We start from the raw sequence: 24,447 nt of genomic DNA, 5'->3' as shown, positions 1-24,447 counted from the left end.
AAACGGTTCGGCTGTTCTAGCTCATCTGCGCTAGTCAGCCACCCATATAGGCTTGTGCGTCTTAGTGTTGTGCGAGCGAGGTAGGGTAGACCCCCGCCCCGCATGAACTTGGACCCACACACAAGAAGGTGAGGCTCCCCGAATGATCGGGGAGCCTCACCTGCTTGGTTATATAGTTGGAGATAGCATAGTTGGACTAACAAGTTCGGGGTATTGAGATAGAGGAGGGGCTGGCAGAGTGAAAAATTTGTTCGTCTGGAACACCTTTATGCAGTGGAAGCCAGTAGCTATCAAAGAGCAGAAAGTTACTGAGAACCAGGCGAGGTCTGATGGCACGACAAATGATAAAAACCAGGCACCGGCTGAGACTCAAACACCAGCTCCGGTTGAGCAGGGTGTGAGTTATGAGGAGAGGTGGAGACTTGTTCAGTACTTCTCTGATTGGATTAAAAATGCTGACGTAAGAATCCAGATGCTGTTGGCTGTCCAGGGCTTTATCGTAGCGGCTTATGGCGCACTTATCCCGGCCACCGAGAAAGTCGGTAACTTTTGGAATTCATGGACATATATCTGGACTGCATTTTTTGTAAGTACTGTAATTATTTCATTTAAGATTGGTTTTTATCAGAGGCCAAATATGAGCGTTTCTGGCAGGGCTGGTAATATATTTTTCTACGGTTCTTATAATGCTGATGCGAAGATCCTGGATAGCATATCGCACACTGACAAGATGGAATACATCAATGATCAGATGTCTACTCTGGCCGGTATTGCTGATAAAAAATTTAAAAATGTTCAAAGGCTTCAGAGTTCTGTGTTTATGAGTTCAATTTTTCTAGTCTTATTCTCGGCTGGGTTTGTTCCGTGGTTTCATGAACATTCACTTCGAAAAGAAGAATGTTTGATTCTGTCTGTGATTGTCGCTGGTGTGCTCCTCCTAGTTTTATTTTACTCTGCGATTATGGATATGTGTCAGGGTTTGCTAGATGCTGATAAACAGTAAATGCTAAGGTGGATTATGGGTATTGGAAAAAATTTACCTGCATTTTTAGTGTGTGGTGTTGATATTAGTGAATCAACTGCTTTAAAAATTAAGTATCCTATTTCTGGTGTTGGCGTAATATCAACCTTTATGGAAAGCTTCGATAAAGGTCTGAGGGAGTCGAATCATCAGGTTGAATCTGCTGTTGATGCAGGGTGGTTCTTATGGAGAGTCAGGGGCGATGAGCTGGTGTATCTCCGAACGATACCTATTGGAAACGACGGCAAACCTGAGCCGGTAGCTATTGGAGAAGCGTTGCAGCAATTTATTGCATCTCTTGAATCAGTTTCTCCCAGTCAGATTCCTGGTTCGTCATACACCCTAAAACTGCGTAGCTATGCTTTTCTTCTTCATTCGCAAGGGAACCCCTGGGATTATCGCTGGAATCTTATGCCTAAGGATTGGAATAACAATCTAAAAGGTAAGGAGGGAGCAAAAAGTCTGGTAGGAAGTTTAGGTATTGAAGGTACCGTCGCACTGGAACTCTCCAGTCATCGTGGAATTAATCTCCGAGACATTCAAAAAGATTATTTCATAGATTTTATTGGGTGTGACGTTGATCTTGGATTTAGGATTGCAGAGCAATCTCAGGCACATCGAATGGTTCTGTCGCCCTATTTGGCTTACCTTGTAATGATGGGTCTTGAAAAAAATAAGATAAGTTCATTTAGTATATATTCTATGGGAGAACGTGAACTAAAAGGGTGCACCATTAAAGAAACTGGTCTTGTTGAGTACCCTCTGTATTATGTCCCTATAGGAAATTTCTCGATTCTTGAAGAACTCACTGGTGAACCCATGCCGATTAATATTTCGAAAGAAATAGAGAAATTGGAAGAGTTTGAAAAATTTAGAAATGACTCCTACCGATTTATCTACGAGAAGGCTTTGAAACATGCGTCGGCTGATGAATCCTAGGGTTTATCTATAGAAGATTTCGTATATGAACAAGCAGGTGAGGCTCCCCGAACGACCGGGGAGCCTCACCTGCTTTAACGTATGCACTTTGCACGGTGGCGGGAAATCACCTGGCGGTAACTGACGCTACTCCGCTTATTTGCGGCGGTGCTTACTTGCGGCGGTAAGTCAGATCGTGCGCGCGGCGGCCCGCCTCCTGAGCCTTGCGCTCAAAGCTGGTGAGGGTACGACCCTCCCAACGCGGAGCCCAACCACCCAACGGATCCTCCTCGGTCGCACCGGCGCCGGGGTTCACGTTCTCAAAGTCGGGGTGCGCCTCCAGAACTTCACGCATGACCAGGGCGTACTCCTCCCAGTCAGTCGCCAGGCGCCAAATACCGCCGGGCTTGAGCACACGCGCAACCTTATCAGCGAACGCCGGAGACACCAGGCGGCGCTTGTGATGGCGAGACTTGTGCCAGGGGTCCGGGAAGAACACCCACAGCTCGTCCACGGAGTTCTCCTCAAGCATGTTGTCGAGCAGTTCGGGTGCGTTCGCCTGAGCCACACGCACGTTCTCCACGCCGGCGTTGCCCATCTTCAGCAGCAGGTCCGCGATGCCGGGGGTGTACACCTCAACGGCGAGGAAGTTCGCCTCGGGCACCTCAGCTGCGCGGTGCACAATCGCCTCGCCCAGACCGGAACCGATCTCGACGACCTGGTACGCCTCACGGCCGTAAATCTTCACCGGGTCGAAGGTCGCCTCGGGGGACACGGAGGTGTCGGTGCGCAGGCGCGGAATGTCCAGCACGTGGGTGGGGGAGTAGGTGTCCCACGCCTTCTGGCGGCGCGCGGTGAGGCGGTCGCCGCGGCGGACGAAGGAGTAGGGCTGGCGGAAGAATTCCTCGGGAACCGGCTTCTTGGCCTTTTCTTCGGTGGATTCGGGTGCCTGGCTAGGCTGCGTGTTCTCAGTAGACATACCTAAAAGAATAGCGTAGCGCCGCTATACCGTGCGGTTTCGCGGCGTGCGGGGCTGGCGTGACGCTGAACTAGCCGGGCGTGAGACTGAACTAGCTGGGCGTATGCCGGTCTGAGAAACACAGAAATTCAGCGCGCAGACAAAAGTGCGGCGGGAGCGAATACTGTTCCCGCCGCACTTTCGTGAGGTTGTTGAGTGAGTTTAGTTTGTGGGGCTTACTTCTTGGAGCCCAGCAGTGCCAGACCCGCGCCGAGCATCACGATGTTGTTTGCGAGCTGCTGGCCGTCCTGGGTGGGGCGGAAGTACTTGTCGTGCATGTCCGGGTTGCGGAAGTACATGGTCATCAGGTTTGCCGCGAACGCGGTCAGGCCTACGCCCGCCAGGCGTGCGGGGATGAAGGGGGTCAGCAGGGTTGCGCCGAGTGCGGTTTCTGCGCCGGAGATGAGCTTGCCGAAGGTTGCTGCGTCCAGCTTGGAGACTGCGGGAACACCGGTTGCCGCCATCTGCTGCAGGAAGGCGTAGGTGCCTTCGTCTGCCTTGAGCTTCTTGACGCCTGCGTCGAGGATGAGCGCGCCGGCGGTGAGTCGCAGTGCTGCGTTGGAGAACTTGCCCATTGTTGTGTCCTTCTGTTCTGTAGTTGGTTGGTTAGGTTTTTGTTGAACGGTTTCTACTCTAGACCCGGTTTCTCGCTGTGTAAAGTTTTACACGTAAAGTTTCTATATATTTTTTGAAAACCCGGCAGAAGCGTGCAGAGAAGAGGTGCGATCTAAGAGCGGTGCGGGGCGTGTTCCGGGTGGAGGCTGAGAGATGCCGCAGACTCGCCCCGTCTCAAAAATCTGGTGATGTTGTATTCCTTGTACTTGTGTGGGTATGAGGGGGTAAAATTTGAAATTATGCATTCTCTGCATAACCCTTTATCGGCGATGCAAGAAAATCGGAAGCCCCGCGAAATCGGAGCCCACAAGCCCAAGCGCACCGCGCTGGCTCGGGAAGCGCGGGAACCGCCTCTTGGCGCGCCGTTCAGGATTATGCATGAATACCAACCACCCGGACTCGCCCCCGAGTGAAATTTAGGGCGAATCGACGCAGGAAAGAGAAATACGTGACACAGCAGCCAACGCAGCACAACTCCGTCACTGGCCTAGACTCCGAAGCTGAGCACTCCAAGCTTCAGCGCGGACTAAGCTACCGACACATCCAGCTGATCGCTATTGGCGGCGCCATCGGCACCGGCCTTTTCCTCGGCTCGGCAAAGACCATCGCCTTGACCGGCCCCTCCATCGTCTTTGTTTACGCCATTATCGGTAGCGTCATCTACTTTGTTCTGCGCGCCATGGGCGAGATTCTGCTCTCCAACCCCAAGTACAAGTCCTTCACCGACTTCATTACCGACATCCTCGGCCTGCGCGCCGGCTTCTTCGTCGGCTGGTCGTACTGGTTCTTCTGGGTCGTCACAGGTATTGCGGACGTCATCGCGATTACCGGCTACATCAAATACTGGTGGCCGGAAATCCCAGCCTTCATCCCGGCGCTGACCGTTATCGTGGCTCTGCTGCTGCTGAACCTGCCCTCGGTGAAGAACTTCGGTGAAATCGAGTTCTGGTTCGCCGTCATTAAAATCGTCGCTATTGTCGCCCTCATTATTGTTGGTGCGCTCATGGTTGCCTTTAGCTTCACTGCGCCCGACGGTACCGTCGCCTCTGTGGCAAATCTCTGGGATCGCCCCGGTCCCTCCGGTAGCGGTATCTTTACCCAGGGCCTGACGGGCTTCCTGGGTGCCTTCCAGATTGCGCTCTTTGCCTTCGTGGGCGCTGAGCTGGTCGGTACCGCCGTGGCGGAAACCGAACACCCTGAACGCACCCTGCCCAAGGCAATTAACGCGGTACCCTTCCGCATTGGCCTCTTCTACGCGCTGCCGCTGCTGACCATCCTCGCCGTCACCCCCTGGGACAAGCTGGATAAGTCCATGAGCCCCTTCGTGGGCATGTTCTCCCTGGCTGGCATTGGTGTTGCCGCCTCGCTGGTGAACTTTGTGGTGCTGACCTCGGCGGCGTCCTCGGCGAACTCCGGTATTTTCTCGACCTCCCGCATGGTCTACGGTCTGGCGCATGACGGTGCCGCCCCCTCCGCGCTGGGTAAGCTCACCAAGAACGGTGTGCCCGCCAACGCCCTGTACCTGACCACCGTGATGCTGCTGTTTAGTCTGGTCATGCTGTACGCCGGTAGCGGCATCATGGAGGCGTTCACCGTGGTGACCTCCGTGGCGTCGATGATGGGTATCTTCACCTGGAGCATGATCCTGATTGCGTACCTGGTGTACCGCAAGAAGTTCCCCGAACGCCACGAGGCATCCGCATACAAGATGCCCTGGGGTATTGGCATGAGCTGGTTTGGTCTGGTCTTCTTCGCCGTCATGGTCTACGCCCTGAGTCTGTACCCGGACACCGCAATCGGTCTGGCGCTGACCCCCATCTGGTTCATCGCTCTGGCTATTGGCTACGAGATTCTGACCCGCCGCCACGCGGCGAAGCGTGCTCGTGTGCTGGCTGCTGACAATGTTGCTGACAAGGCTGGTCAGAAGTAGTTTCTGTTCTTTCTGTGGTGCTCCGGTAGTGCTGTGTGTAAGCCCCGTTTCTGCATTCTTTTAGGATGCGGAGGCGGGGCTTTCGCGTGCCCTCATGCCTGCCTGCTTACGTTCCGGGCGGTATTTTTTACACTGCTTGATATGATGTAAATAATAGAAACAGGTCACATTTTTGCTGTAAATCCTGTTTTCTTGCACTTAACACCTGTAGAATAACTATCCAAGTAGCTGTGAGAGCTCTCAGAAAAACTCCGCGTCAATCGATAGCGTGACACTTCCGAATGCCGCGCGGTATTTGATAGAGACCCAGCCTCGCCCCGAAATCCGGGGACGCCCCGCAAGCTAATGGCCGCATATTCATACAGTGACCGTGCCTGCTGCGATCTAGCGATTCTTATTCCAGTAACGGCACATGCGGTACGGGGTACAACCGCTGAAAAGAGGACGTCGTGACTGAACAGAACAACGTCAGCCTGAATCCTAAAGCTCCCGAGCAGGGAGAGCGACTGCACCGCGGTCTAAGCAACCGCCACATCCAGCTCATCGCAATTGGCGGTGCCATCGGTACCGGCCTGTTCATGGGCTCCGGTCGCGCCATCTCCATGGCGGGTCCCTCAGTTATTTTCGTGTACATGCTCATCGGCGCCGTCATCTTCCTGGTACTGCGAGCTATGGGCGAGATTCTGCTCTCCAACCTGAGGTACAAGTCATTCTCTGACTTCACCACCGACCTCGTCGGCCCCATGGCGGGCTTCTTCCTCGGCTGGTCCTACTGGTTCATGTGGGTGGTCACCGCCGTCGCGGACATCATCGCAATCGTCGGCTACCTGCACATGTGGTGGCCTGACCTGCAGGCATGGATCCCGGCGCTCGCTGTCATCGGCGTGTTGCTGACCCTGAACCTGGTCTCCGTGAAGAACTTCGGCGAAATCGAATTCTGGTTCTCCATGATTAAGATCGTCGCCATTGTCGCCCTGATTATCGTTGGCGGCGGCATGATCGCCGTCGGCTTCACCTCGCCCAGTGGTGCGCAGGCATCCGTCGCAAACCTCTGGAACGACGGCGGAATGTTCCCCAACCACCTGATTGGCTTCCTCGGTGCATTCCAGATTGCCGTCTTCGCGTTCATGGGCTCCGAGCTCGTCGGTACCACCGCCGCAGAAACCCAGGACCCCGAAAAGACCCTGCCCAAGGCAATTAACGCCGTGCCGGTACGTATTATGGTCTTCTACGTGGGCGCGCTCGCCGTCATCCTGATGGTCACCCCCTGGCGCCTGGTCAGCCCCGATAAGAGTCCCTTCGTCGCCATGTTCACTCTGGCGGGCCTGGGCATCGCCGCGCACATCATCAACTTCGTGGTGATTACCAGCGCAACCTCCTCGGCGAACTCCGGTATCTTCTCCACCTCGCGTATGGCATTCGGCCTGGCACGCGAGCGCAGTGCACCGCAGTTCCTGGGCAAGATTTCCAAGAACGGTGTGCCGCGTAACGCGCTGTTCCTTTCCGCCGTGATGCTGCTGTCCTCGATTGTGCTGCTCTACGCGGGTGACTCGATCTCTCGTGCGTTCAACCTGGTCACCACCGTGGCTGCGGTGCTCGTGATTTTTGCGTGGGCCATGATTATGGTCAGCTACCTGATGTACCGCAAGAAGTTCCCCTCGCGCCACAAGAAGTCGAAGTTCCGTCTGCCCGGCGGCCGTTTCTCCGCGTGGCTGGCGCTGGCGTTCTTCGCTTTCACCATTGGTGTGCTGACCATGAACGAGGAAACCCTCATGGGTCTGCTCGCGATGCCCGTCTGGTTCGTGATTCTGGGTATCGGCTGGGTCTTCAAGCGCCGTGCTGATGCCCGCCGTCACGAAGCAATCTCGACCCGCACCGCGCAGATTGCGATTGTGGAGGCGTCCGAGATTTTCTCGGCACGCTAAACACCCACGCTAAGCCACGCCGGCTATCGGTGCCGGTTATCTCGGTACCGGCTATCAGCGCATGCGTAAAGCCCGCGTCACCTGCTCCTCTCAGGGAGCGGGACGCGGGCTTTCGCTGTCTCTAGGGATGAACCCGACGAGAGGCTCGCGGGAGTGCGCGCTTAGAGGGGCGCCACCTCAGCCTCTTCGGCAAGCGGGTCGTTATCGTCATCGGTGCGGTAGAAATCCCAGCGTTCACAACCGCAACCCGAACGCATCGCCTCGATGACGGCGGCAGCTGCCTCCAGCGGGTCGAGCGCGTGCAGATTCCACAGCGCATGCACCGGTACCGGGTGCCTCCAGCCGTGCTCCTGCAGGAACTCCGGGTCGAAGGCGGGCAACGCCTCGACGGTGGGTTCAAGCTCGCAGAGGAAGCCGGTGGGGGAACGGAAGACCGTCACCACGGGGGTCGGGTCGGCGTCTTCCAGGCAGGCGCCGTCGAAGAAGTAGTAGGTGCTCAGGCGGCGGTTCCAGGCAAGCTGCGCGAGGCGTTCGCCGAAGACTTCCACCGTCTGCTCCCACTGGGTGCGGTGGTACGCCGCCAGGTCGGTGTGGGCGGTCTGCACCACGCCGATGCCCTGCTCGGTGAGTTCGCGGGCGCTCAGACGTGCGGGTTCTGCCTGTTCTGCCGGTTCCGTGGGAGCGCCCGCAGGGGAGCCGTCCGGGGTATCCGGCTCTGCTAGTTCTGCTTCGGTGAGCTCAGCGTTAGCCAACTCAGCGTTAGTCAGCTCAGCATCAAGGAGCTCAAGCTCCTCAGCGGCGCTCGCCTCGGACTCCTTCGACTCAGCGGCGCTCGCCTCCACGGCAGCTACGCTGGCTTCGTTCTTCGTCCACAGGCGCAGCTCACGGGCAATCTGCGTGCGTCCGCGATGCAGGGTCGTCTGCCAGGAGCCGAACTTGGCGCGTACCGCACCCAGCGGCGGCACCTGCTCAATCAGCGTGGGAATGGTAGACCAGTAGCCGTAGTTCAGCGCTGTCGGCTCGCGGTCGTAGCGGGCACAATAGCTCAAAAACAGGCTCAGAGTCTTCGGCGCAAAATCCTCAGGTACCGCCGCGGCGTCGATATACCACTCGTTCTCGAGCGCCTCCGCCGGGTAGATGCCGGTGCGGAGCATGCCCAGGGACCAGTTGCCGTCGCCGAGGTAGTCGTTGACCGTCTGTGCGGGGGCAGGCCACGCCGATTCGCCCTCCATACTGGCGGCAAGCAGGGTGTACAGGCTACCGCCCTCGGTGCCGATTTCTTTCACGCCGCGCAGTCGGATGTCCTCGAGGGTCTGCGCGTAGGCTTCTTCCTCCAGCTGGGAGTAGGGGTGTGCGGCAAGGTACTTGAGCGTAGCGCCGATCTTCGCCAGAACGTGCGCAATGTCTTCATTGCTGAAGTGGCGTGCCTCCAGCGCGGGCGGCAGGTCGTGAATAATATCGCAATCAAGAATCAGCGCCGCGTACTCGGGCTCCGGAGGCAAATCGTAGGCTTCCGCGAAAACGTACCAGAGGCCGCAGGCGAGTACCGTGTAGCTCGGGGCGTCTACCGTGACCGGGCCAAACTGCCAGATGCCGGAGTCCAGCGCATAGTTCAGGTACTTCTTGTTGATGTGCGGGTACAGAAAGTTGAGGCGGCGGAGAACCTGGGTAGGGGTGAACCCCAGCGCGGCGAGTTCGGCGATGAGTTCCGCGTACTCGTCGTGAAAATCTAAGTAGCCCTCCGGCGCGTTTGATAGCGCGGCTTGTTCGCGCATGGGTCCCTCTTTCATCTGCGGGATGTGGCGGCACCATGTCGTACCGTGCCGCCGAAACCCTGAACGTGTGCACGCAGATAAGGGTGTTTGCGTGGTGTGAGGCCACCCCTTATCTGCACGAATAAGAGATATTTTTTCAAAAAAATATGCTCTTTTATCTAAATTTATCGCTGAAACTTAGCACTATTCAAATATGTGAACCCCTAACACGGTTTCTTACGGAAAGATGACAATGTTTAGCGCACCCACAGGGCAAAATGTGCGTAAAGACTCGTAATCTGCGCTAGAAGATACGGTGGAAAAATACGCTTACCCGCACCCGCACAGGCGAGCAAAATACGCCCCGCGCTGACTCTTTCCTCAGCATTACCTGCCAACCCATGAGCCGCGGCGAAATATGCGAAACTGGAAGGATGAGCGAACACCCCCTCCCGAGCAGCATCCGCCCGCGCGCGGATCGAGCTGCATACCCCGCGCCCAGCAGCGCCGCCGGCAATGAACCCAGCAGCGCCGCACACCGTGAAAAACACGAAACCGGCGGCAAGACTGAGCAGCCCGCCGAGCACCTCATCAACGCGCTCGCCGTAGAAACCGGTATCGCGCCGCACCGCATCCGCGCAGCCGTGGCGCTGCTTGACGCCGACAACTCCGTACCCTTCATCGCCCGCTACCGCAAAGAAGCAACGGGCGCACTCACCGACACCCAGCTGCGCACCATCCAGTCGCGCCTGGGCCAGCTCCGAGCCCTCGAAGAGCGCCGCAACCGCGTGCTCGAAGCGCTCACCGAACGCGCCGACGAAGGCCTCATCGACCCGCTCACCCTGCTGCAGCTGCGTTCCTCGCTCATGAACGCCGCCACCATCGCAGACGTGAACGCCATCTACGCCCCGTACCGCAGCGAGCGTGTGACCCGCGCCCAGATGGCGCGTGCCGCCGGGCTTGATTCCCTCGTCGAAGACCTGCTGGAGGTGCCCCTCGCCGAGGCGCACGCCATCGCCGCCGCATACATTACCGACGGCACCGAAGACGACGAGGACGAGAGCATTGAGGTTGCAGAGGTGAACGAAGCCCTGCAGATTCACAGTGCCGAAGAGGCCCTTGACGGTGCCCGTGCGATCCTGGTTGACCGCGCCCTCACCGACCCGGTGCTGAGCGAAAAGCTCCTCAAGCGCCTGCGTGAAGGCGGCGTGATTGAGTCTCGCGTGATTGCCGGTCAGGAAAGCATTGGCGCGAAGTTCTCCGACTATTTTGCCTTCTCGGACCGTATTCGTTCCATTCCGCCGCACCGTGTGCTGGCGCTGCACCGCGCCAAGGACGCCGGCGTGGTGCGCCTCAAGGTGGATGTGGCACCCGCCCCCGTGGCGCTCAGCCGCCTGCGTGGTGCCGCCCGCGCCGAAGCTGAGGCCGCCGCAGAAAATTACGAGAACGTCCGTTCTGCATATGAGCGTGAGGTCGCCGCCGCGCTACGCATCCCCGTGCAGGTGCTCAACACCGTCGACGACGAAGACCGCGTACTCGGCTGGCTCGCCGCCACCGTGCGCACCGCATGGCGCAGCCACCTGCGCCCGCGCCTTGCCGAACGCATCCGCCACCAGCTACTCGACGCCGCCGCACAGCACGCGACAGAGGTGTTCGCCTCCAACCTGCGCGATATTCTGCTCGCCGCGCCCGCCGGGCACAAGACCACCCTCGGCCTGGATCCTGGCCTGCGCCACGGCGTGAAATACGCCGTGGTTGACGGCACCGGTGAGCCGTTGCGCGTGGGCACCGTCTACCCGCACGCCCCGCGCAACCAATGGGCAGAAGCACTGCGCGAGCTCGCCGCCGCCTGCCGCGATTACGGCGTGGAACTCATCGCCATTGGCAACGGCACCGCAAGCCGCGAAACCGACAAGCTCGCCAGCGAACTAATCCGCGCCCTGCGCGAGGAAAGCGCAGAAGCACCTCAGAAGGTGACCGTCTCGGAGGCGGGCGCCTCCGTCTACTCCGCCTCCGCGCTCGCAGCCGCCGAGCTGCCCGACTACGACGTGACCGTACGCGGCGCCGTCTCGATTGCCCGCCGCCTGCAGGACCCGCTCGCCGAGCTCGTCAAAATCGACCCGCAGTCCATCGGCGTGGGCCAGTATCAGCACGACGTGCCGCCCGCCGCCCTGCGCCGCGCCCTCAACGACACCGTCGAAGACTGTGTGAACGCCGTGGGTGTGAACCTCAATAGCGCCTCCGTGCAGCTGCTCGCGCACGTGGCGGGCGTGGGCACCGCAACCGCCGAACGCATCGTTGCCTATCGCACCGAACACGGCGCCTTCGCGAACCGTCAGCAGCTGCTGAACGTGCCGCAACTGGGCGCGAAAACCTTCCGCCAGGCGGCAGGATTCATCCGCATCCGCGGCGGTGAGGAGCCGCTGGACGCCTCCGCCGTGCACCCGGAAGCCTACCCGCTCGCGCGCCGCATTATTGCCGACGCGCAGGCACGCAACGGCGCCCACTGGGTTGCCGGCGCCCTGGGCACCTCGGACGGAACCGACCCGCTCGCCGGGCTGAACCCCGCCGACTACGTGCAGGATAGCGATACTCAGGCGAGCGCGGACGAAGGCACCGCCGGCGTGTACACGGTCGAGGACATCTTCACCGAGCTACGCCGCCCCGGCCTGGACCCGCGCGGTAGCTTCCGCACCGCCCGCTTCTCCGAGTCCGTCTCGCACTTCGAGGACGTGCGCCCCGGCATGGTGCTCGAGGGTACGGTCTCGAACGTGGCGGCATTCGGTGCGTTCGTGGATATTGGTGTGCACCAGGACGGCCTCGTGCACATCTCGCAGATGAGCCGCGGCTACGTGGCGAACCCGCACGACATTGTGCGTAGCGGCGACATCGTGCAGGTGCGCGTCGTGGAGGTCGACCCGGCGCGCCGCCGCATCTCCCTCTCCCTGCTGGTGGAGGACGAGAACTAGCGGGGGAGAGCGCGAGCGTTCGCTGACCTGTTGAGCAATCAGCGAATGATCATTCTCTAAAACCTTAGCTCCCGCAAGAGCGCACAAAAGCCCCGACAAGCACTATCCGTGCCTGTCGGGGCTTTATTTAGGCGTGTATCGAGCTCTACGCCCGAGCTACACCTTAGAAGTCGATGTTCGCCGGGTCAGCGCCAATACGACCCTCGGGGGTGGAAAGCGCATCCACAGCCGCGATGTCCTCGGCGGTCAGCTTCACGTTCACCGACGCCAGGTTCTCCTCAATGCGGGAGGGGGTCACAGACTTCGGGATAGCCACGGTGCCCTTAGCCAGGTGCCACGCCAGCACGACCTGCGCGGGGGTTGCGCCGTGGCGCTCCGCGATCTCAGCCAGCACGGGGTTCTGCAGCAGGTCGCTACCGTTGCCCAGCGGGCTCCATGCCTGAGTCGCGATGCCGTACTCGGCGTGAACGGCGCGCAGCGCCTCCTGCGAGAAGTAGGGGTGCAGCTCAATCTGGTGGATGACCGGAACTACGCCGGTCTCCTCGATAATCTCGCGCAGCTGCTCCTCGGGGAAGTTCGAAACACCAATCGAACGAACCTTACCCTGCTTCTGCAATTCAATCAGCGCACGCCAGGAATCCAGGTACAGGCCCTGCTGCGGCTTAGCCCAGTGAATCAGGTACAGGTCAACGTAGTCGGTGCCCAGCTTCTCCAGGGACGCCTCAAACGCCTCAAAAGCGCTCTCGTAGCCCTGGTCGGAGTTCCACAGCTTGGTGGTGAGGAAGATATCCTCACGAGCCACGTTGGAGTTAGCGATAGCGCGGCCTACGCCCGCCTCGTTGCCGTAAATAGCGGCGGTGTCGATGTGGCGGTAGCCGATCTCCAGGGCGGTGGCCACGACCTTCTCGGCAACCTCGTCCTCAACCTGCCACACGCCGTAGCCCAGCTGCGGAATGGATCGACCGTCGTTGAACTTTACGTTGGGTACGTTGTAGCTCATGATGCTCCTTTGGAATCTATGGGGAGGCGGAGCCTCCGTAAGCAGTCATTCAAGGCTACGCCTCAGAGCCCCCGTTGAGAAGAGCCGGGCCAGAATTGGGCGTGAATCTAGCCTGAGGCGTAACCAAATGACAAAAAATGACGGGTGCCAGACACCTCCTCAGACTCGAGGGCGGCTACCGCTCGACAGCCGGCGCAAACAGCTCACGCACATCCTCAGCCGTCACCGCCGCGGAGGCGAACTCGCCCTCACCGACCACCGCATCGAAGAGCGCGGCCTTCGACTCCTTGAGCTGCATGACCTTCTCCTCAATCGTGCCCTCGGCGACCAGGCGGTAGACGTGCACCTCCTTGTCCTGGCCGATGCGGTGAATACGGTCCACTGCCTGCTGCTCAGCGGCGGGGTTCCACCACGGATCCATGATGAACACGTGATCCGCCTCGGTCAGGTTCAGACCGAAACCGCCAGCCTTGAGCGAAATGAGGAACACCGGCTCCTGACCGCTCGTGAACGCCTCGATGACCTCGGCGCGGTTGCGGGTCGAACCGTCCAGGTACAGGTGGCCGATGCCCTCCTCCGCCAGGCGTGCCGAAATGCTCTTGAGGTAGCCGGTGAACTGGCTGAACACCAGCACGCGGTGGCCCTTCTCGAGCAGGTCGGGTAGCTGCTGAACCAGGTAGTCGCGCTTGACCGACGACACCCCGGCGTAGGCTTCCGGATCAATCAGAGCGGCATCCAGCGCCAGGCGGCGCAGCAGGGTCAGCGACTGGAAGATCGTGAACCGGTTCTTGTCCATATCCTCCAGCAGACCCAGCACCTTCTGGCGTTCACGCTGCAGATGCGTGTCATAGATGCGGCGGTGACCGGGAGCCAGCGGCAGGTTCACGCGCGTATCGTTCTTCGCCGGAAGCTCCGCCGCCACCAGCTCCTTGGTGCGGCGCAGCATGAGCGGGCGGATGCGCCGGCGCAGACGAGCCGCCGTCGCCGCGGCGTGCGCCGGGTCCTCAGCGGACTCCGCCGGGCGAGCGTACAGGTCACGGAACGCACGGGCGGAGGGGAACAGGCCGTCCGCCACAATTGCCAGCAGCGCCCACAGCTCCATGAGGTTGTTCTCAATGGGCGTGCCGGTCATCGCAATCTTGGTGCGGGCGGGCATCGCGCGGGCGATGGACCAGGCACGAGTGCCGGTGTTTTTGACGAATTGCGCCTCGTCCAGCAGGAGCGCACCCCAGCCTTCGGGGGCGGACTGCTCTCCCGTGGAATCGTCAACGGTACGGCCTAGCGTGCGGGCGTAGCCGGTGTAGGCCTCCTCGTCCATGCGCAGCAGCGTATAGCTGGTCAGTACCAGGTGAGCCCCGGCAACCCGCTCGGCAATCGGAGTCTTACCGGCGGTGGTTTCGGTGATGGTCACGACCTTCGCCTCGGGCAGGAAGCGTTCCGCCTCCGCCGCCCAGTTGGTGATGACGGAAGTCGGCGCAACCACGAGGAAGGGCGCGAACGGCTCGACGCTCTCACCATGCTCGGCGGCACGTTCGGAGGCGGCACGGTGCTCCTCAATCGCGTGGGCGAGCAGGGCGAGAGCCTGCACGGTCTTACCTAGACCCATATCGTCGGCGAGAATACCGCCCAGCCGCTGCTCGTACAGGAAGGACAGCCACTGGAAACCCTCCACCTGGTAGGGGCGCAGGATCGCCTGCAAGCCGGTGGGTACCGGGTGCTGAGCGATAACCCGGCGGGAAGCCTTCTGGGGTGCGGGGGAATCCTGGGTGCCCTTGTCGAGTACTTTTTCAGTGCCCTTTTCGGGGTTCTCTTCGGCGCTCTCCTCGGTGCTTTCTTCGGCATCCTCCAGGCCCTCAACCAGTTCCAGTAGCGAACGCACCTGAGCATCCCACCGCGCGGTCGTATGCACGCTCGCCGCCAGTGACTCCAGCTCAGAGAACAGCCCCGCCTGGTGACGGTTAATGCGAAGCTCACCGCCCGCATCGTCGAGTTCGCGAGCCTCCGCGATGAGGGTGCGCAGGGTCTTAAACTCGGGTCGACGCAACGAGAAATAGGTGCCGTTACCGAGCAGAATACGGTCCGCCCCGCGGTCGAGCGCCTCAAAAATCTGGGCAAACGGCACGGTCCAATTGTTGACCTTCACCGCAATGCCCAGGCCGAACCAGTCACGAGAATTGCCCTCGCTCACGGTGATTTCAATGAGTGCGTCGGTTGCCTCCACAAACTCCGGTGGGGTGCCGTTAAAACGCACCTGAACAGCGGAAACACGGCGAAGCTTCGGCAGAATCGCACTGAGCAACTCGCGGGTTTCCCAGCCTTCGATGCGGCGCTCCTCCAACCCGGAAAGCGCCGGGTGGGCGGCAAGAATTGCGCGCACCGAACGCAGTACGCGCGCCTCAAAACGCTCGTCGCGCACCTCGCCGCCCTCTTCACCGGGGTAACCGAAAACGGGCAGGGAGTACACATCGGAGGCACCCGCAGAGTCCTGTGCGCTCGCCTCCTCTGCGCTGTCCTCCGCGAAGGGGTTCAGCGGGTACTCCCAACGCCAGCTCAGCTGCGCGTCGTGGCGTACCTGCTCGTCAAAGCTGATTTCAAGCACCAGATGCGGCGGCTTCACGCGCGGCAGCGCCAGCGCAGGATCGGGGGTCAGCGAGGGAATGGAACGGCTGAGCGCGGGCAGATACTCCTTCTGGAACGTGGCGCGTTCCGCGGCGGGAATGTGCACGGTTCCGGCGCTAATGAGCGATTCGGAGGCGGCATCGAGCGGCTCGACCAGGGGGATGAGTGCCAGCTCCACGCCCTCGGGCAGTTCGGGTACGGCGGGGGAGTAACGCACCCGCTCACCCTGTACTGGGGCAATCGTCGGTGCGCTATTCTCGGCTTCCTCAGTCGGCGCCTCCTGCTCGCTCTTCTGAACAAAAGATTCACGGCCCACTTCATCCAGTGCGCCGGGGCGCGCGGTCTTCCAGTGCACCGCCTTTGCCGCCTGCTCGTACTCCTGCTGGGCGAGCCCGCCCAGGGCAAAGAAGCCGGTGCGCGGGGTGCCGATGGGGTGGCAGTGCGCGGCGGGCAGCCAGAGCTGGCGTAGCAGTTCGCCTTCGCGTCCTTCCCAGCTGAGTGCTGCTTGAAGCTGCAGGCCGGCGCCCTCGTCGTGCGCATCCTCGCTTGCGGTGGCGTGCAGACGCACCTGTGCGGGGCTCAGCACAGCGTAGTTCACTTCGCGACCGTTGACGAGCAGGGGCAGGCCAATATCCTCTGCGCGGGCGAGCACATCCCAGAGCAGAGTGGAGGCAGAAGCGCTGATTGAGATCCAGTCGCGGTGCGAGGAGTACATGTTCTGCCAGGGGCGGGCAATCGAGTAGAGCTCGGCGAAGAACCGTTCGTGTTCGGGGTAGATTTCGTGCCGTCCGACGGGTCCGCCCACGCTGGATGCGAAGGTTTCCCAACTGAGTCCGCCCTTGATCCAGCGCCCGGTTTTGGACGCCATGAGCGGGCGGGCGAGCAGGTTAATGCTGGGGGTTGCGCCGGGCATATTGCGGCCGCGCGCGTAGGAACCGGAGACACTCAGCGAGAAATCCAGGGCGCCGCTCACGCGCATCGAATCGATGCCCGCAAGGTCCTGACGTGCGGAAAGAACGGAGGAGAGGTCGCGCCGCCATGCCGAGATTTTGGTGGCGGATGCCTCTGCCTGCAGGCTCGGGGAGGTGCCTAGCTCGTTGAGTGCAAAGCTTCCCTGGGTGTTTTCGGGCTCGGCAGTCGCTGCATCGGGCGCGGGCAGTTTCGCCGCGGTGGTGAGTGCACCGGAGGCGCGCAGCGCCGCAAGCGGGTCGGCGGATTTCTTCGCCTCCGCAACGTCCGCGCTCTTTGAATCTGCGGGTCCCTTTGCCTCTGCCGCCTCCTTTGCCGCGGCACCGGGTACGCCGACCGGTCTGGGGTGTTCGCTGAGTGCCTTTTTCGCTACGGAGGCGCGGTCGAGCGCGGTGAGCATGAGCGCTACGGCGTGCTTGCAGTCGGTGAGCACGGGGCAGGTGCAGCGGGCGGTGAAGGTTGCGGAGCCGCTGACGGCGGGGAAGAAACGAATGGTCACTTCGTAGGGGATGATGGTGCTTCCGTTGACGAGCCCGGTGAGGGTTCGCTCGTCTTCGTCGTAGCTGTAGCGGATGACTTCGCGGTTGCGCCGGTAGGCGACGCCGCGCTGGTAGGTGCGGTGCCCGGCCTGGCGAATGATCTGCGGTACGGTGACGGGAATTTCGGGGAAGGGGTTGTTGGCGCTCACCAGCTCATTATCGCGTATCATGCGGGTTTGCGCCTTGTCGCCGGTCATTTGCTGGAGGCTGTCGGGCTGGCAGCCGGGCTGACTGTCGGGCTGGTTGCCAGGGCGGCTATTGAGCGGTGGTTTAGGGCGTATTTCGTATTTGTGGTGGGGGAGTTTTTAACGCATAAAAACACCGGTATTCACATAAGATATTCCCCACCGTATCAAAAATTCACGCCACTTAAAACGTTTTCACAAGCCAAAAGGCTAATAATCTAAATCTCTTTCAAAAAACGCTTTACTTAACTTGAGAAAATGCTGTAAGCTAAACCCAGCTTCAAGAGTTTCGACTGATAAGCTCCGACTATGGTCGAACGCCAACCCCATGTTCACGGGTGGCTCGGATGACGAAGCGGTTTGTATTCACCACCGGAATAACCGGTGGTATTTGGTACAGACAAGAGCAACGCGAAAGGATCGCGCCACTCACGGCGCAGGTTGTCACATGTACAACGGCTCTGCAACCGAAGCAGCAATCTCTCTGAACCCCTCCCGCTCCTACCAGGAAAGCCTGCGTGCCGCAGCTGTCCCCGCGCGAGGCGGATACACTGCAGTCAGCATTGACGATTACTCCCGCATTTCTTCTAAGCGCGACGAGTTCCTGAACTTCCTTCTTCTGCCGAACCCCGAGGGCATCCCCGCTATTGAGTACGCCGGTCTGCGCGTAGCGTAGCATTAGGGGTATGAATTTCTCCGGTATGCTCCTGGACTCCGACGTTCTTGCGGAGATCCGTAAGGCGGATCCTGACCCCGCCGTGGTCGCTTTTCTGCGCCGCCGCTCGTTCCGGCACATGTACATTTCTGTGCTGAGTATTGGCGAGCTGAAGGGCCTGTACCCCTACCCGGAAACTGATCGCTGGATTACCGAACTTCTTGAGCGCTTTGGCGACCACGTTATTAATGTGGATGCGCGTGTGAGCCTCGAGTGGGCTGGTCGTCAGGCGCCGCTCGGCGTGCATGCCGTGGGTCGTGATGATGCCGGTCCGCTGCCTACCGCCGCCCTGGAGGGTCTGATGGCGGCGAGCGCGAGCGCCTATGATTTGGAGCTGATTTCTTCTAAGGCGCAGGTGTACCGGGCGTGGGGTGTTGAAGCTTCCAACCCGTGGACTGAGGATTAAAACTTTGCCGGATGCGCGCCCTCGCGTGCGTGTCTGTATGAATACCTGTGTGAATAGTTGTGAGAACCCGCTTTCGAGTGTTAATCGGAGGCGGGTTTCGTCGTTAATTCGTGGCATGATTGAAGGACGATGAAAAGCACCTCACCTATCTCGCGTTATTCCATGCCCATGCCTCTGTGGCTTCAGGGTGTTGTTGAGCTAATTGTTACTGCCCTGTTCTCTGCGCTTGCTGTGTTTGCGGCGATGTCTGCCGTGTGGGCGACCAAGGGTTTTGGCGACATGGAGTTTTCCTCCGTGGCCGCCATGTCGGCGCACCTGTGGCTTCTGATTCACGGTGTGCCCCTGGATCTTGCGGCTGCTTTTGGTGCTTCTGCCGGCACGATGACGCTGGTGCCGCTGGGTTTGAGTATTCTGCCTCTGCTGCTCTGTTACCGTTCGGGTCGTCGCCTGGCGCGCGCCTCGTATGAGGGTGAGTTTTTGATTCCGGTGCTGTCCGGTTCGGTGACTTATGCGCTGATTAGTTCGGCGATGTACGGTTGGGCGAGCCCGCATCCGCAACCTCTTCAGGCTTTGAATGCTGCCCTGGTGCCTTTGGGTATTGTGGTGGCTGGTCTGATGTGGGGTGGCTACCGTGAGGCGCGTTCGCTCTCGCGCATGGTGGGTGTTGATACTGCGGAGCAGATTTCGCAGATGAGTCAGTATTCGCGTTGGGCGGGTTCGTACGCCTGGGCTGTGGTGCGTGCTGCGGTGGTTGCTTTTGTTGCGCTGGTCGGTCTGGGTGCGGTGCTTTTGGGTATCGGTATTTTGGCGGGCTGGTCGCAGATTGTTGCCACCTACCAGGAGCTACATGCGGGCGCTGTGGGTGATACTGCGGTGACTTTGCTGCAGCTGGGTTTCTTGCCGAACCTGGTGATTTATGCGATTGCGTGGTCGACCGGTGCCGGTTTCTCCTTTGGTGCGGGTACCTCGGTTGGTTTGACCAGTAGTGATGTTGGTACTTTGCCGATGCTTCCGATTCTGGGTGCTGTGCCCGAGTCGATGGGCACGTTCGGTCTGGTGGGGCTGCTGGTGCCGCTGGGTGCCGGTGCGATTGCTGGCTGGTGGTTCTTGCGTGAGGGTGAGGATCACCTGGATGAGTGGGTTGCCCTGAAGGTTCCGTTCCGCCCGCTGTCTGCGCTGATTTCTGCGGTGGTGCTGGGCGTGATGACCGGTATTATGACGTCGTTTGGTGCCCTGTGGCTGGGCTGGATTTCGTACGGCTCTCTGGGTATTGGTCGTTTTACAGAGGTTGGTGCTGAGCCGCTGACGTTTGCGGCGCATACCGCGTTGACGGTGGGTGCCGGCGTGACTTTCGGTATGTTGCTGAGCCGCGCCCTGGTGCCGGATAGCAGCCGTGAGCTGCCTCGTTTTGCGGATGAGCGCCCGAACTTGGGTGAGCGTCTGATGAGTTTTACTGCCTCGACCCGTGAGCGTTTTGCGCAGGGCCGTGAGCGTTTTGCGGAGCGTCGTGAGCAGCGTGCACAGGAACGCGCAGAGCGTGCTGAGCGTGAAGCTGAGAAGGCGGCACGCGCGGAGGCCTTCGAGAACGTTGTTGAGGCCGATCTATCTGTAGCATCTGGGCAGTCTGTTGTGTCTGAGGTGGCGACCGGTCATGTTCCGGTGCATCCGCAGGAGCCGGTGGTTGCCGTCCCCGTGGAGGCGACCGAGCAGCTGACTCAGCGTGCGGCGGCGGACGCTTTCGCCGAGATTATTGCAGAGCGTGAAGAGGCGGCTGAAGAGCCTGTAGCTGAAAAGCCTGCCGTGGAAGAACCCACTGTTGAGGAACCCACCTCCGAAGAGGCTACTGCCGAAGAGAGCCCCGCTGAGGAATACGAGCCGATTGAGGCCGTTCAGCAGGTCGATTACCTGCACTCTGCACCCGCGCACGTTGAAGATGCTGCCGAGCGCAACACCTACGATCCCGCCGTGTACGCTCATGACCCCTCCGAGGAGGAGACTCGCGAGCTGATTCAGGAGCCCGTCTACGAGGCTGCCGAACCTGTGGCTGCTGAGCGTGAGAACGCTGTCGAAGAGCCCACGGAGCAGGCGCCGCGTTCGAAGGGCCGCGCGAGCCGCATTATGGCGTACTTCGGTTTTGGTCTTGAGCAGCCCGCCGCAGCGCAGGATGAATCAGCGCAGGATGAATCAGCGCAGGATAACTTGGCTGATGCAGCCCATGCTGAATCTGCCGCGCAGGACCGCGCCAACGACCGAGCGCTTGAGCGTGCCCAGAAGCGCGAGGCGAAGAAGGCGGCTAAGGCGGCACGCAAGAAGCAGAAGAACGACCTAGAGCGTGATTTTGTGGATCGTGAGCTGGATGTCCTCTCTGCCGATCAGGCGATGAGCCGCATCTTTGAGGTTCGTAGCCAGACCGGCATCCTTCCGCTGGTGACCGATGAGGCGTCTACCGTGGAGCTGCCCCCGCTGGATGTCAGCTCCTCGAAGTCCCAGGGCTCTAATGCGCAGGGTTCTAACGCCCGCAAGAAGAACTAGCGCGCAGAACCCCTAACGAGCTGCAGAAGAGCTAGAGCTGGACGTGCCGGTGAGCTTGTCCATCGTGCCCTGGAACTTCTGGTCGCAGGTGTACATGTCGGTCTGGGTCAGCGCGGCGGCGCGGCACTCGCGGTACTCCTGCGCGCCGGGCATGAGGGCAAGACCGACGCCGCCCAGCAGGGTCATTGCGCCGTAGATGATGCTGACGCCCGCGGCAATGTAGAAGAACCATGGGCCGCGGTAGACCGCGGTGCGCACGATCGCAATAATGCTCAGGGTAATGCCGGCGAGCGCGAAGATGAAGAGCGCCAAGAAAAGCGGCATCGTGGAGAGTACGAAGGAAGACGCCGCAAAAATCACCAGCGCGGCAACAATCAGCATGAGTGAGGTGCGAATATTCGCCTTCTGCTGTTCGATGGGGTCGATGGGCTTGCGCGGCTTCTTACCCTGAGGTCCTCGAGGCTGCGGCATCATGTTCTGCGGCGCCTGCTGCGGCGCTCGCGGCGGAACCTGCTGGTTCTGCGGTGCACCGTTGTTCGGGGTGGGCTGCTGCGGTGCGTTGTTCGGTGCGTTGTTTGGAGTGTTCTGCGGGGGAGTAGACATACCTATAAGGGTACCGTCCCGTGCGCCCGCGACCTATTGAGTATGCGGCCTATTGAGTTCGCGACCTGTTGAGTTTGCGTCCAGTAAACCCCGGTGAACCCCCATAAACCCCCATAAACCCCCATGAACTCCAGTGAACCCCGGTGAGGATTTGTCCCGCCGGGGTTTCTTTGTGCTTACCTTTGGGCTTTGGGCCTGTTGTGAACCTCTTACCCCTTTGGATAAGGGTGTGAGATGGGTTATGCTAGTCGGGTGCGAATTGTGGTTATGGTATCCGGCTCCGGAACGAATCTTCAGTCCATCCTCGACGCTGTAGCAGCGGGCGAGCTTCCCCTCGACATTGCGGCAGTGGGCGCCGACAAGCCCTGTCTGGGTATTGAACGTGCCCAGGCGGCGGGTGTACCCACCTTCCTGGTTCAGCCCGGCGACTACGCCGACCGCCCCTCCTGGAACCGCGCGCTGGAAGAAAAGATCGCTTCCTACGACCCCGATTACATTGTGTTCGCCGGCTTCATGCGCATTGTTGACGCGCAGCTGGTCGAGCGTTTCAGCAACCGCATTATTAACACCCACCCCGCCCTGCTGCCCTCCTTCCCGGGTGCGCATGGCGTGCGTGACGCCCTGGCGCACGGTGTGAAGATTACTGGCCTGACCGTCCACTTTGTGGATGCGGGCGTTGATACCGGCCCCATCCTCGCCCAGGCGGCAGTGCCCGTTCTGGATGACGATACCGAAGAGACCTTGCACGAACGCATTAAGGTGCAGGAGCGCCGCCTGCTCGTGCAGACCATCGCATCTCTCGCTGAATCCCGCGGCACTGCATCTGACAGCTAATTCCGCCCACTAAATTTTTCGCGGCGGAATGAGCCGAGCTCAAACCCCGCCGCCCACACACGTTCCGTTGTGCCCATTCGACGCGCTCACCTTAGCGTCACGCACAGCGGCGGGGAATACCCCCACACATATCCTGTCTATCCGGGCAGGCTACGTCCATCCACCAGCTGTGCCGTCGAGAACCGGCGTGCACGTCTAAAGCATCGGAGTATTTGTGTCTCTCATTGAGCTCGATCGCGTGCCCCTGCGCCGCGCCCTCATTTCCGTCTACGACAAGACCGGTCTGGAGGAGTTCGCCCGCGGCCTGCACGAGGCTGGCGTCGCGCTGGTCTCCACCGGCTCCACCGCATCCACCATCGCGGCTGCAGGCGTACCCGTCACCGAGGTCACCGAAGTGACCGGTTTCCCCGAGTGCCTCGAAGGCCGCGTGAAGACCCTGCACCCGCGCATCCACGCCGGTATTCTGGCTGACCGCCGCAAGCAGGAGCACATCGACACCCTTGAAGAGCTGGACGTTGAGGCGTTCGACCTGGTGGTTGTGAACCTGTACCCCTTCGTTGAGACCGTCGCATCCGGTGCCGATCAGGACGCCATCATCGAGAAGATCGACATTGGTGGCCCCTCCATGGTTCGCGCTGCCGCGAAGAACCACGACGCCGTCGCAATTGTTGTGGACCCCGCCGACTACGCGCGCACCGTTGAGGCCGCTAAGAACGGTGGCTTCTCCCTGGACGAGCGCCGCCGCCTTGCCGCTGGCGCATTCGCCCACACCGCCGCATACGACACCGCTGTGGCTACCTGGACCGCATCCCAGTTCCTGCAGGATGAGGATGCTAACTTCTGGCCCCCGTACGCTGGCCTGGGCTTCGAGCGCAGCGAGACCCTGCGCTACGGCGAGAACCCGCACCAGCGTGCCGCCCTGTACGTTGACCCCGCCGCTGCCCCCGGCATTGCTCAGGCGGAGCAGGTGCACGGTAAGGCGATGAGCTACAACAATTACGTTGATGCTGACGCCGCTCTGCGTGCCGCTTACGACTTCGACGAGCCGGCTGTTGCCGTTATCAAGCACAACAACCCCTGCGGTATTGCTGTGGCAACCCCCGGCGCGGCTGACCCGATTGCGGACGCTCACGCGAAGGCGCACGCTTGCGACCCGCTGTCCGCATACGGTGGTGTGATTGCCGCTAACCGCCCGGTGACCGCCGCAATGGCTCAGACCGTCAAGGGCATCTTCACCGAGGTGATTGTGGCTCCCGGCTTCGAGCCCGAGGCGCTGGAGATCCTGCGTGAGAAGAAGAACCTGCGCCTGCTGGTTCTGCCCGAGAACTTTGCCCGCGAGGCTATCGAGTACCGCCCCATTTCCGGTGGCGCACTCTTCCAGGAGGCTGACCGCCTGCAGGCTGAGGGTGACGACCCGAAGAACTGGACCCTGGTCGCCGGTGAGGCAGCTGACGAGGCAACCCTGCGCGACCTCGAGTTCGCGTGGCGTGCACTGCGTTCGCCCAAGTCCAACGCTATTCTGCTTGCCGATAACGGTGCCGCCGTGGGCATCGGCATGGGCCAGGTGAACCGCGTGGATTCCTGCAAGCTCTCGGTGGAGCGCGCGAACACTCTCGGCGGTGAAGGTAACGAGCGTGCCCGCGGTGCGGTTGCTGCATCCGACGCGTTCTTCCCCTTCGCTGACGGCCTGCAGGTTCTGCTGGACGCCGGCGTGCGTGCCGTCGTGCACCCGGGCGGTTCGATCCGCGACGAGGAAGTTATCGAGGCGGCTAAGGCTGCTGGCGTGACCATGTACCTGACCGGTACCCGCCACTTCTTCCACTAAAGATGTGTAGCGGGCTCAGCTGCCGCTGAACTGCCTGCCGTGAGCGGGGCATTTTCGGGTGAACCTTTTG

16 protein-coding genes and 1 riboswitch are annotated in these 24,447 nt (G+C 60.5%); of the genes, 10 read left to right on the top strand and 6 right to left on the bottom strand.

Annotation, left to right across the window (positions count from 1 at the left end):
- Positions 1-238 precede the first annotated feature (238 nt).
- Positions 239-1,003 (top strand): Pycsar system effector family protein, encoded by a 765-nt coding sequence (locus tag HMPREF2884_RS00370; protein ID WP_070614732.1) that lies wholly within the window; start codon positions 239-241, stop codon positions 1,001-1,003.
- A 15-nt stretch (positions 1,004-1,018) separates the two neighbouring features.
- Entirely contained in the window at positions 1,019-1,960 is a 942-nt protein-coding gene (locus HMPREF2884_RS09070) for a hypothetical protein (RefSeq protein WP_141753482.1), read from the top strand.
- A gap of 151 nt (positions 1,961-2,111) precedes the next feature.
- Here HMPREF2884_RS09070 and trmB read toward each other — a convergent pair whose 3' ends face one another.
- A complete protein-coding gene (trmB, locus tag HMPREF2884_RS00360; protein ID WP_049358392.1) occupies positions 2,112-2,918 on the bottom strand; it encodes a tRNA (guanosine(46)-N7)-methyltransferase TrmB in 807 nt (268 codons plus the stop codon).
- 215 nt (positions 2,919-3,133) lie between these two features.
- Entirely contained in the window at positions 3,134-3,532 is a 399-nt protein-coding gene (locus HMPREF2884_RS00355; protein ID WP_070614728.1) for a hypothetical protein, read from the bottom strand.
- A 488-nt stretch (positions 3,533-4,020) separates the two neighbouring features.
- On the opposite strand from HMPREF2884_RS00355, the gene HMPREF2884_RS00350 reads away from it, so the two are divergent.
- Together HMPREF2884_RS00350 and HMPREF2884_RS00345 are read left to right on the top strand one after the other, a co-directional pair.
- A complete protein-coding gene (locus HMPREF2884_RS00350; protein WP_070614726.1) occupies positions 4,021-5,502 on the top strand; it encodes an amino acid permease in 1,482 nt (493 codons plus the stop codon).
- Positions 5,503-5,951: 449 nt separating this feature from the next.
- Entirely contained in the window at positions 5,952-7,427 is a 1,476-nt protein-coding gene (locus HMPREF2884_RS00345) for an amino acid permease (protein ID WP_049337487.1), read from the top strand.
- A gap of 161 nt (positions 7,428-7,588) precedes the next feature.
- Here HMPREF2884_RS00345 and HMPREF2884_RS00340 read toward each other — a convergent pair whose 3' ends face one another.
- Complete coding sequence (locus HMPREF2884_RS00340; RefSeq protein ID WP_070614724.1) at positions 7,589-9,202, bottom strand: dehydrogenase; 1,614 nt, start codon at positions 9,200-9,202, stop codon at positions 7,589-7,591.
- Positions 9,203-9,615: 413 nt separating this feature from the next.
- Here HMPREF2884_RS00340 and HMPREF2884_RS00335 point away from each other — a divergent pair, with 413 nt between their 5' ends.
- Entirely contained in the window at positions 9,616-12,150 is a 2,535-nt protein-coding gene (locus HMPREF2884_RS00335) for a helix-hairpin-helix domain-containing protein (RefSeq protein WP_210398924.1), read from the top strand.
- A 163-nt stretch (positions 12,151-12,313) separates the two neighbouring features.
- On the opposite strand, the gene HMPREF2884_RS00330 is transcribed toward HMPREF2884_RS00335, so the two are convergent.
- Together HMPREF2884_RS00330 and HMPREF2884_RS00325 are read right to left on the bottom strand one after the other, a co-directional pair.
- Positions 12,314-13,150, bottom strand: coding sequence for an aldo/keto reductase (locus HMPREF2884_RS00330; protein WP_070614722.1), 837 nt, complete (start codon positions 13,148-13,150; stop codon positions 12,314-12,316).
- Between the two features lie 175 nt (positions 13,151-13,325).
- Entirely contained in the window at positions 13,326-17,474 is a 4,149-nt protein-coding gene (locus tag HMPREF2884_RS00325; RefSeq protein WP_070614720.1) for a DEAD/DEAH box helicase, read from the bottom strand.
- 266 nt (positions 17,475-17,740) lie between these two features.
- A riboswitch (SAM riboswitch) is annotated at positions 17,741-17,875 on the top strand.
- Between the two features lie 35 nt (positions 17,876-17,910).
- Between HMPREF2884_RS00325 and HMPREF2884_RS00320 the strand changes: the two genes are divergently transcribed.
- The 3 genes from HMPREF2884_RS00320 (at position 17,911) to HMPREF2884_RS00310 (ending at position 21,115) form a co-directional block, all read left to right on the top strand.
- Positions 17,911-18,138, top strand: a complete 228-nt coding sequence (locus HMPREF2884_RS00320; protein ID WP_005506796.1) for a hypothetical protein — start codon at positions 17,911-17,913, stop codon at positions 18,136-18,138.
- A 10-nt stretch (positions 18,139-18,148) separates the two neighbouring features.
- Positions 18,149-18,583, top strand: coding sequence for a PIN domain-containing protein (locus HMPREF2884_RS00315; protein ID WP_070614718.1), 435 nt, complete (start codon positions 18,149-18,151; stop codon positions 18,581-18,583).
- A gap of 129 nt (positions 18,584-18,712) precedes the next feature.
- Positions 18,713-21,115, top strand: a complete 2,403-nt coding sequence (locus tag HMPREF2884_RS00310; RefSeq protein ID WP_070614716.1) for a cell division protein PerM — start codon at positions 18,713-18,715, stop codon at positions 21,113-21,115.
- Between the two features lie 12 nt (positions 21,116-21,127).
- Here the strand turns inward: HMPREF2884_RS00310 and HMPREF2884_RS00305 are convergent, their stop codons facing one another.
- The gene (locus HMPREF2884_RS00305) at positions 21,128-21,718 is read right to left on the bottom strand and encodes a 4-hydroxyphenylpyruvate dioxygenase (RefSeq protein WP_070614714.1); all 591 of its coding nucleotides are present in this window, start codon (positions 21,716-21,718) and stop codon (positions 21,128-21,130) included.
- Positions 21,719-21,985: 267 nt separating this feature from the next.
- On the opposite strand from HMPREF2884_RS00305, the gene purN reads away from it, so the two are divergent.
- Positions 21,986-22,552 (top strand): phosphoribosylglycinamide formyltransferase, encoded by a 567-nt coding sequence (gene purN / locus HMPREF2884_RS00300; RefSeq protein WP_044143211.1) that lies wholly within the window; start codon positions 21,986-21,988, stop codon positions 22,550-22,552.
- Positions 22,553-22,766: 214 nt separating this feature from the next.
- Complete coding sequence (purH, locus tag HMPREF2884_RS00295) at positions 22,767-24,377, top strand: bifunctional phosphoribosylaminoimidazolecarboxamide formyltransferase/IMP cyclohydrolase (RefSeq protein ID WP_070614712.1); 1,611 nt, start codon at positions 22,767-22,769, stop codon at positions 24,375-24,377.
- Positions 24,378-24,447 lie beyond the last annotated feature (70 nt).

This window comes from Rothia sp. HMSC073B08, assembly GCF_001812975.1.
GTDB lineage: Bacteria > Actinomycetota > Actinomycetes > Actinomycetales > Micrococcaceae > Rothia > Rothia mucilaginosa.
This window is presented reverse-complemented; position numbering and strand designations above follow the sequence as displayed.

Excerpts from the sequence above, each read along its gene's own strand:
- trmB (WP_049358392.1), bottom strand. The coding sequence starts at position 2,918 with ATGTCTACTGAGAACACGCAGCCTAGCCAGGCACCCGAATCCACCGAA.
- HMPREF2884_RS00330 (WP_070614722.1), bottom strand. The coding sequence starts at position 13,150 with ATGAGCTACAACGTACCCAACGTAAAGTTCAACGACGGTCGATCCATT.
- HMPREF2884_RS00340 (WP_070614724.1), bottom strand. The coding sequence starts at position 9,202 with ATGCGCGAACAAGCCGCGCTATCAAACGCGCCGGAGGGCTACTTAGAT.
- HMPREF2884_RS00305 (WP_070614714.1), bottom strand. The coding sequence starts at position 21,718 with ATGTCTACTCCCCCGCAGAACACTCCAAACAACGCACCGAACAACGCA.
- HMPREF2884_RS00325 (WP_070614720.1), bottom strand. The coding sequence starts at position 17,474 with ATGACCGGCGACAAGGCGCAAACCCGCATGATACGCGATAATGAGCTG.
- HMPREF2884_RS09070 (WP_141753482.1), top strand. The coding sequence starts at position 1,019 with ATGGGTATTGGAAAAAATTTACCTGCATTTTTAGTGTGTGGTGTTGAT.
- HMPREF2884_RS00315 (WP_070614718.1), top strand. The coding sequence starts at position 18,149 with ATGAATTTCTCCGGTATGCTCCTGGACTCCGACGTTCTTGCGGAGATC.
- HMPREF2884_RS00320 (WP_005506796.1), top strand. The coding sequence starts at position 17,911 with ATGTACAACGGCTCTGCAACCGAAGCAGCAATCTCTCTGAACCCCTCC.
- HMPREF2884_RS00355 (WP_070614728.1), bottom strand. The coding sequence starts at position 3,532 with ATGGGCAAGTTCTCCAACGCAGCACTGCGACTCACCGCCGGCGCGCTC.
- purN (WP_044143211.1), top strand. The coding sequence starts at position 21,986 with ATGGTATCCGGCTCCGGAACGAATCTTCAGTCCATCCTCGACGCTGTA.
- HMPREF2884_RS00335 (WP_210398924.1), top strand. The coding sequence starts at position 9,616 with ATGAGCGAACACCCCCTCCCGAGCAGCATCCGCCCGCGCGCGGATCGA.
- HMPREF2884_RS00310 (WP_070614716.1), top strand. The coding sequence starts at position 18,713 with ATGAAAAGCACCTCACCTATCTCGCGTTATTCCATGCCCATGCCTCTG.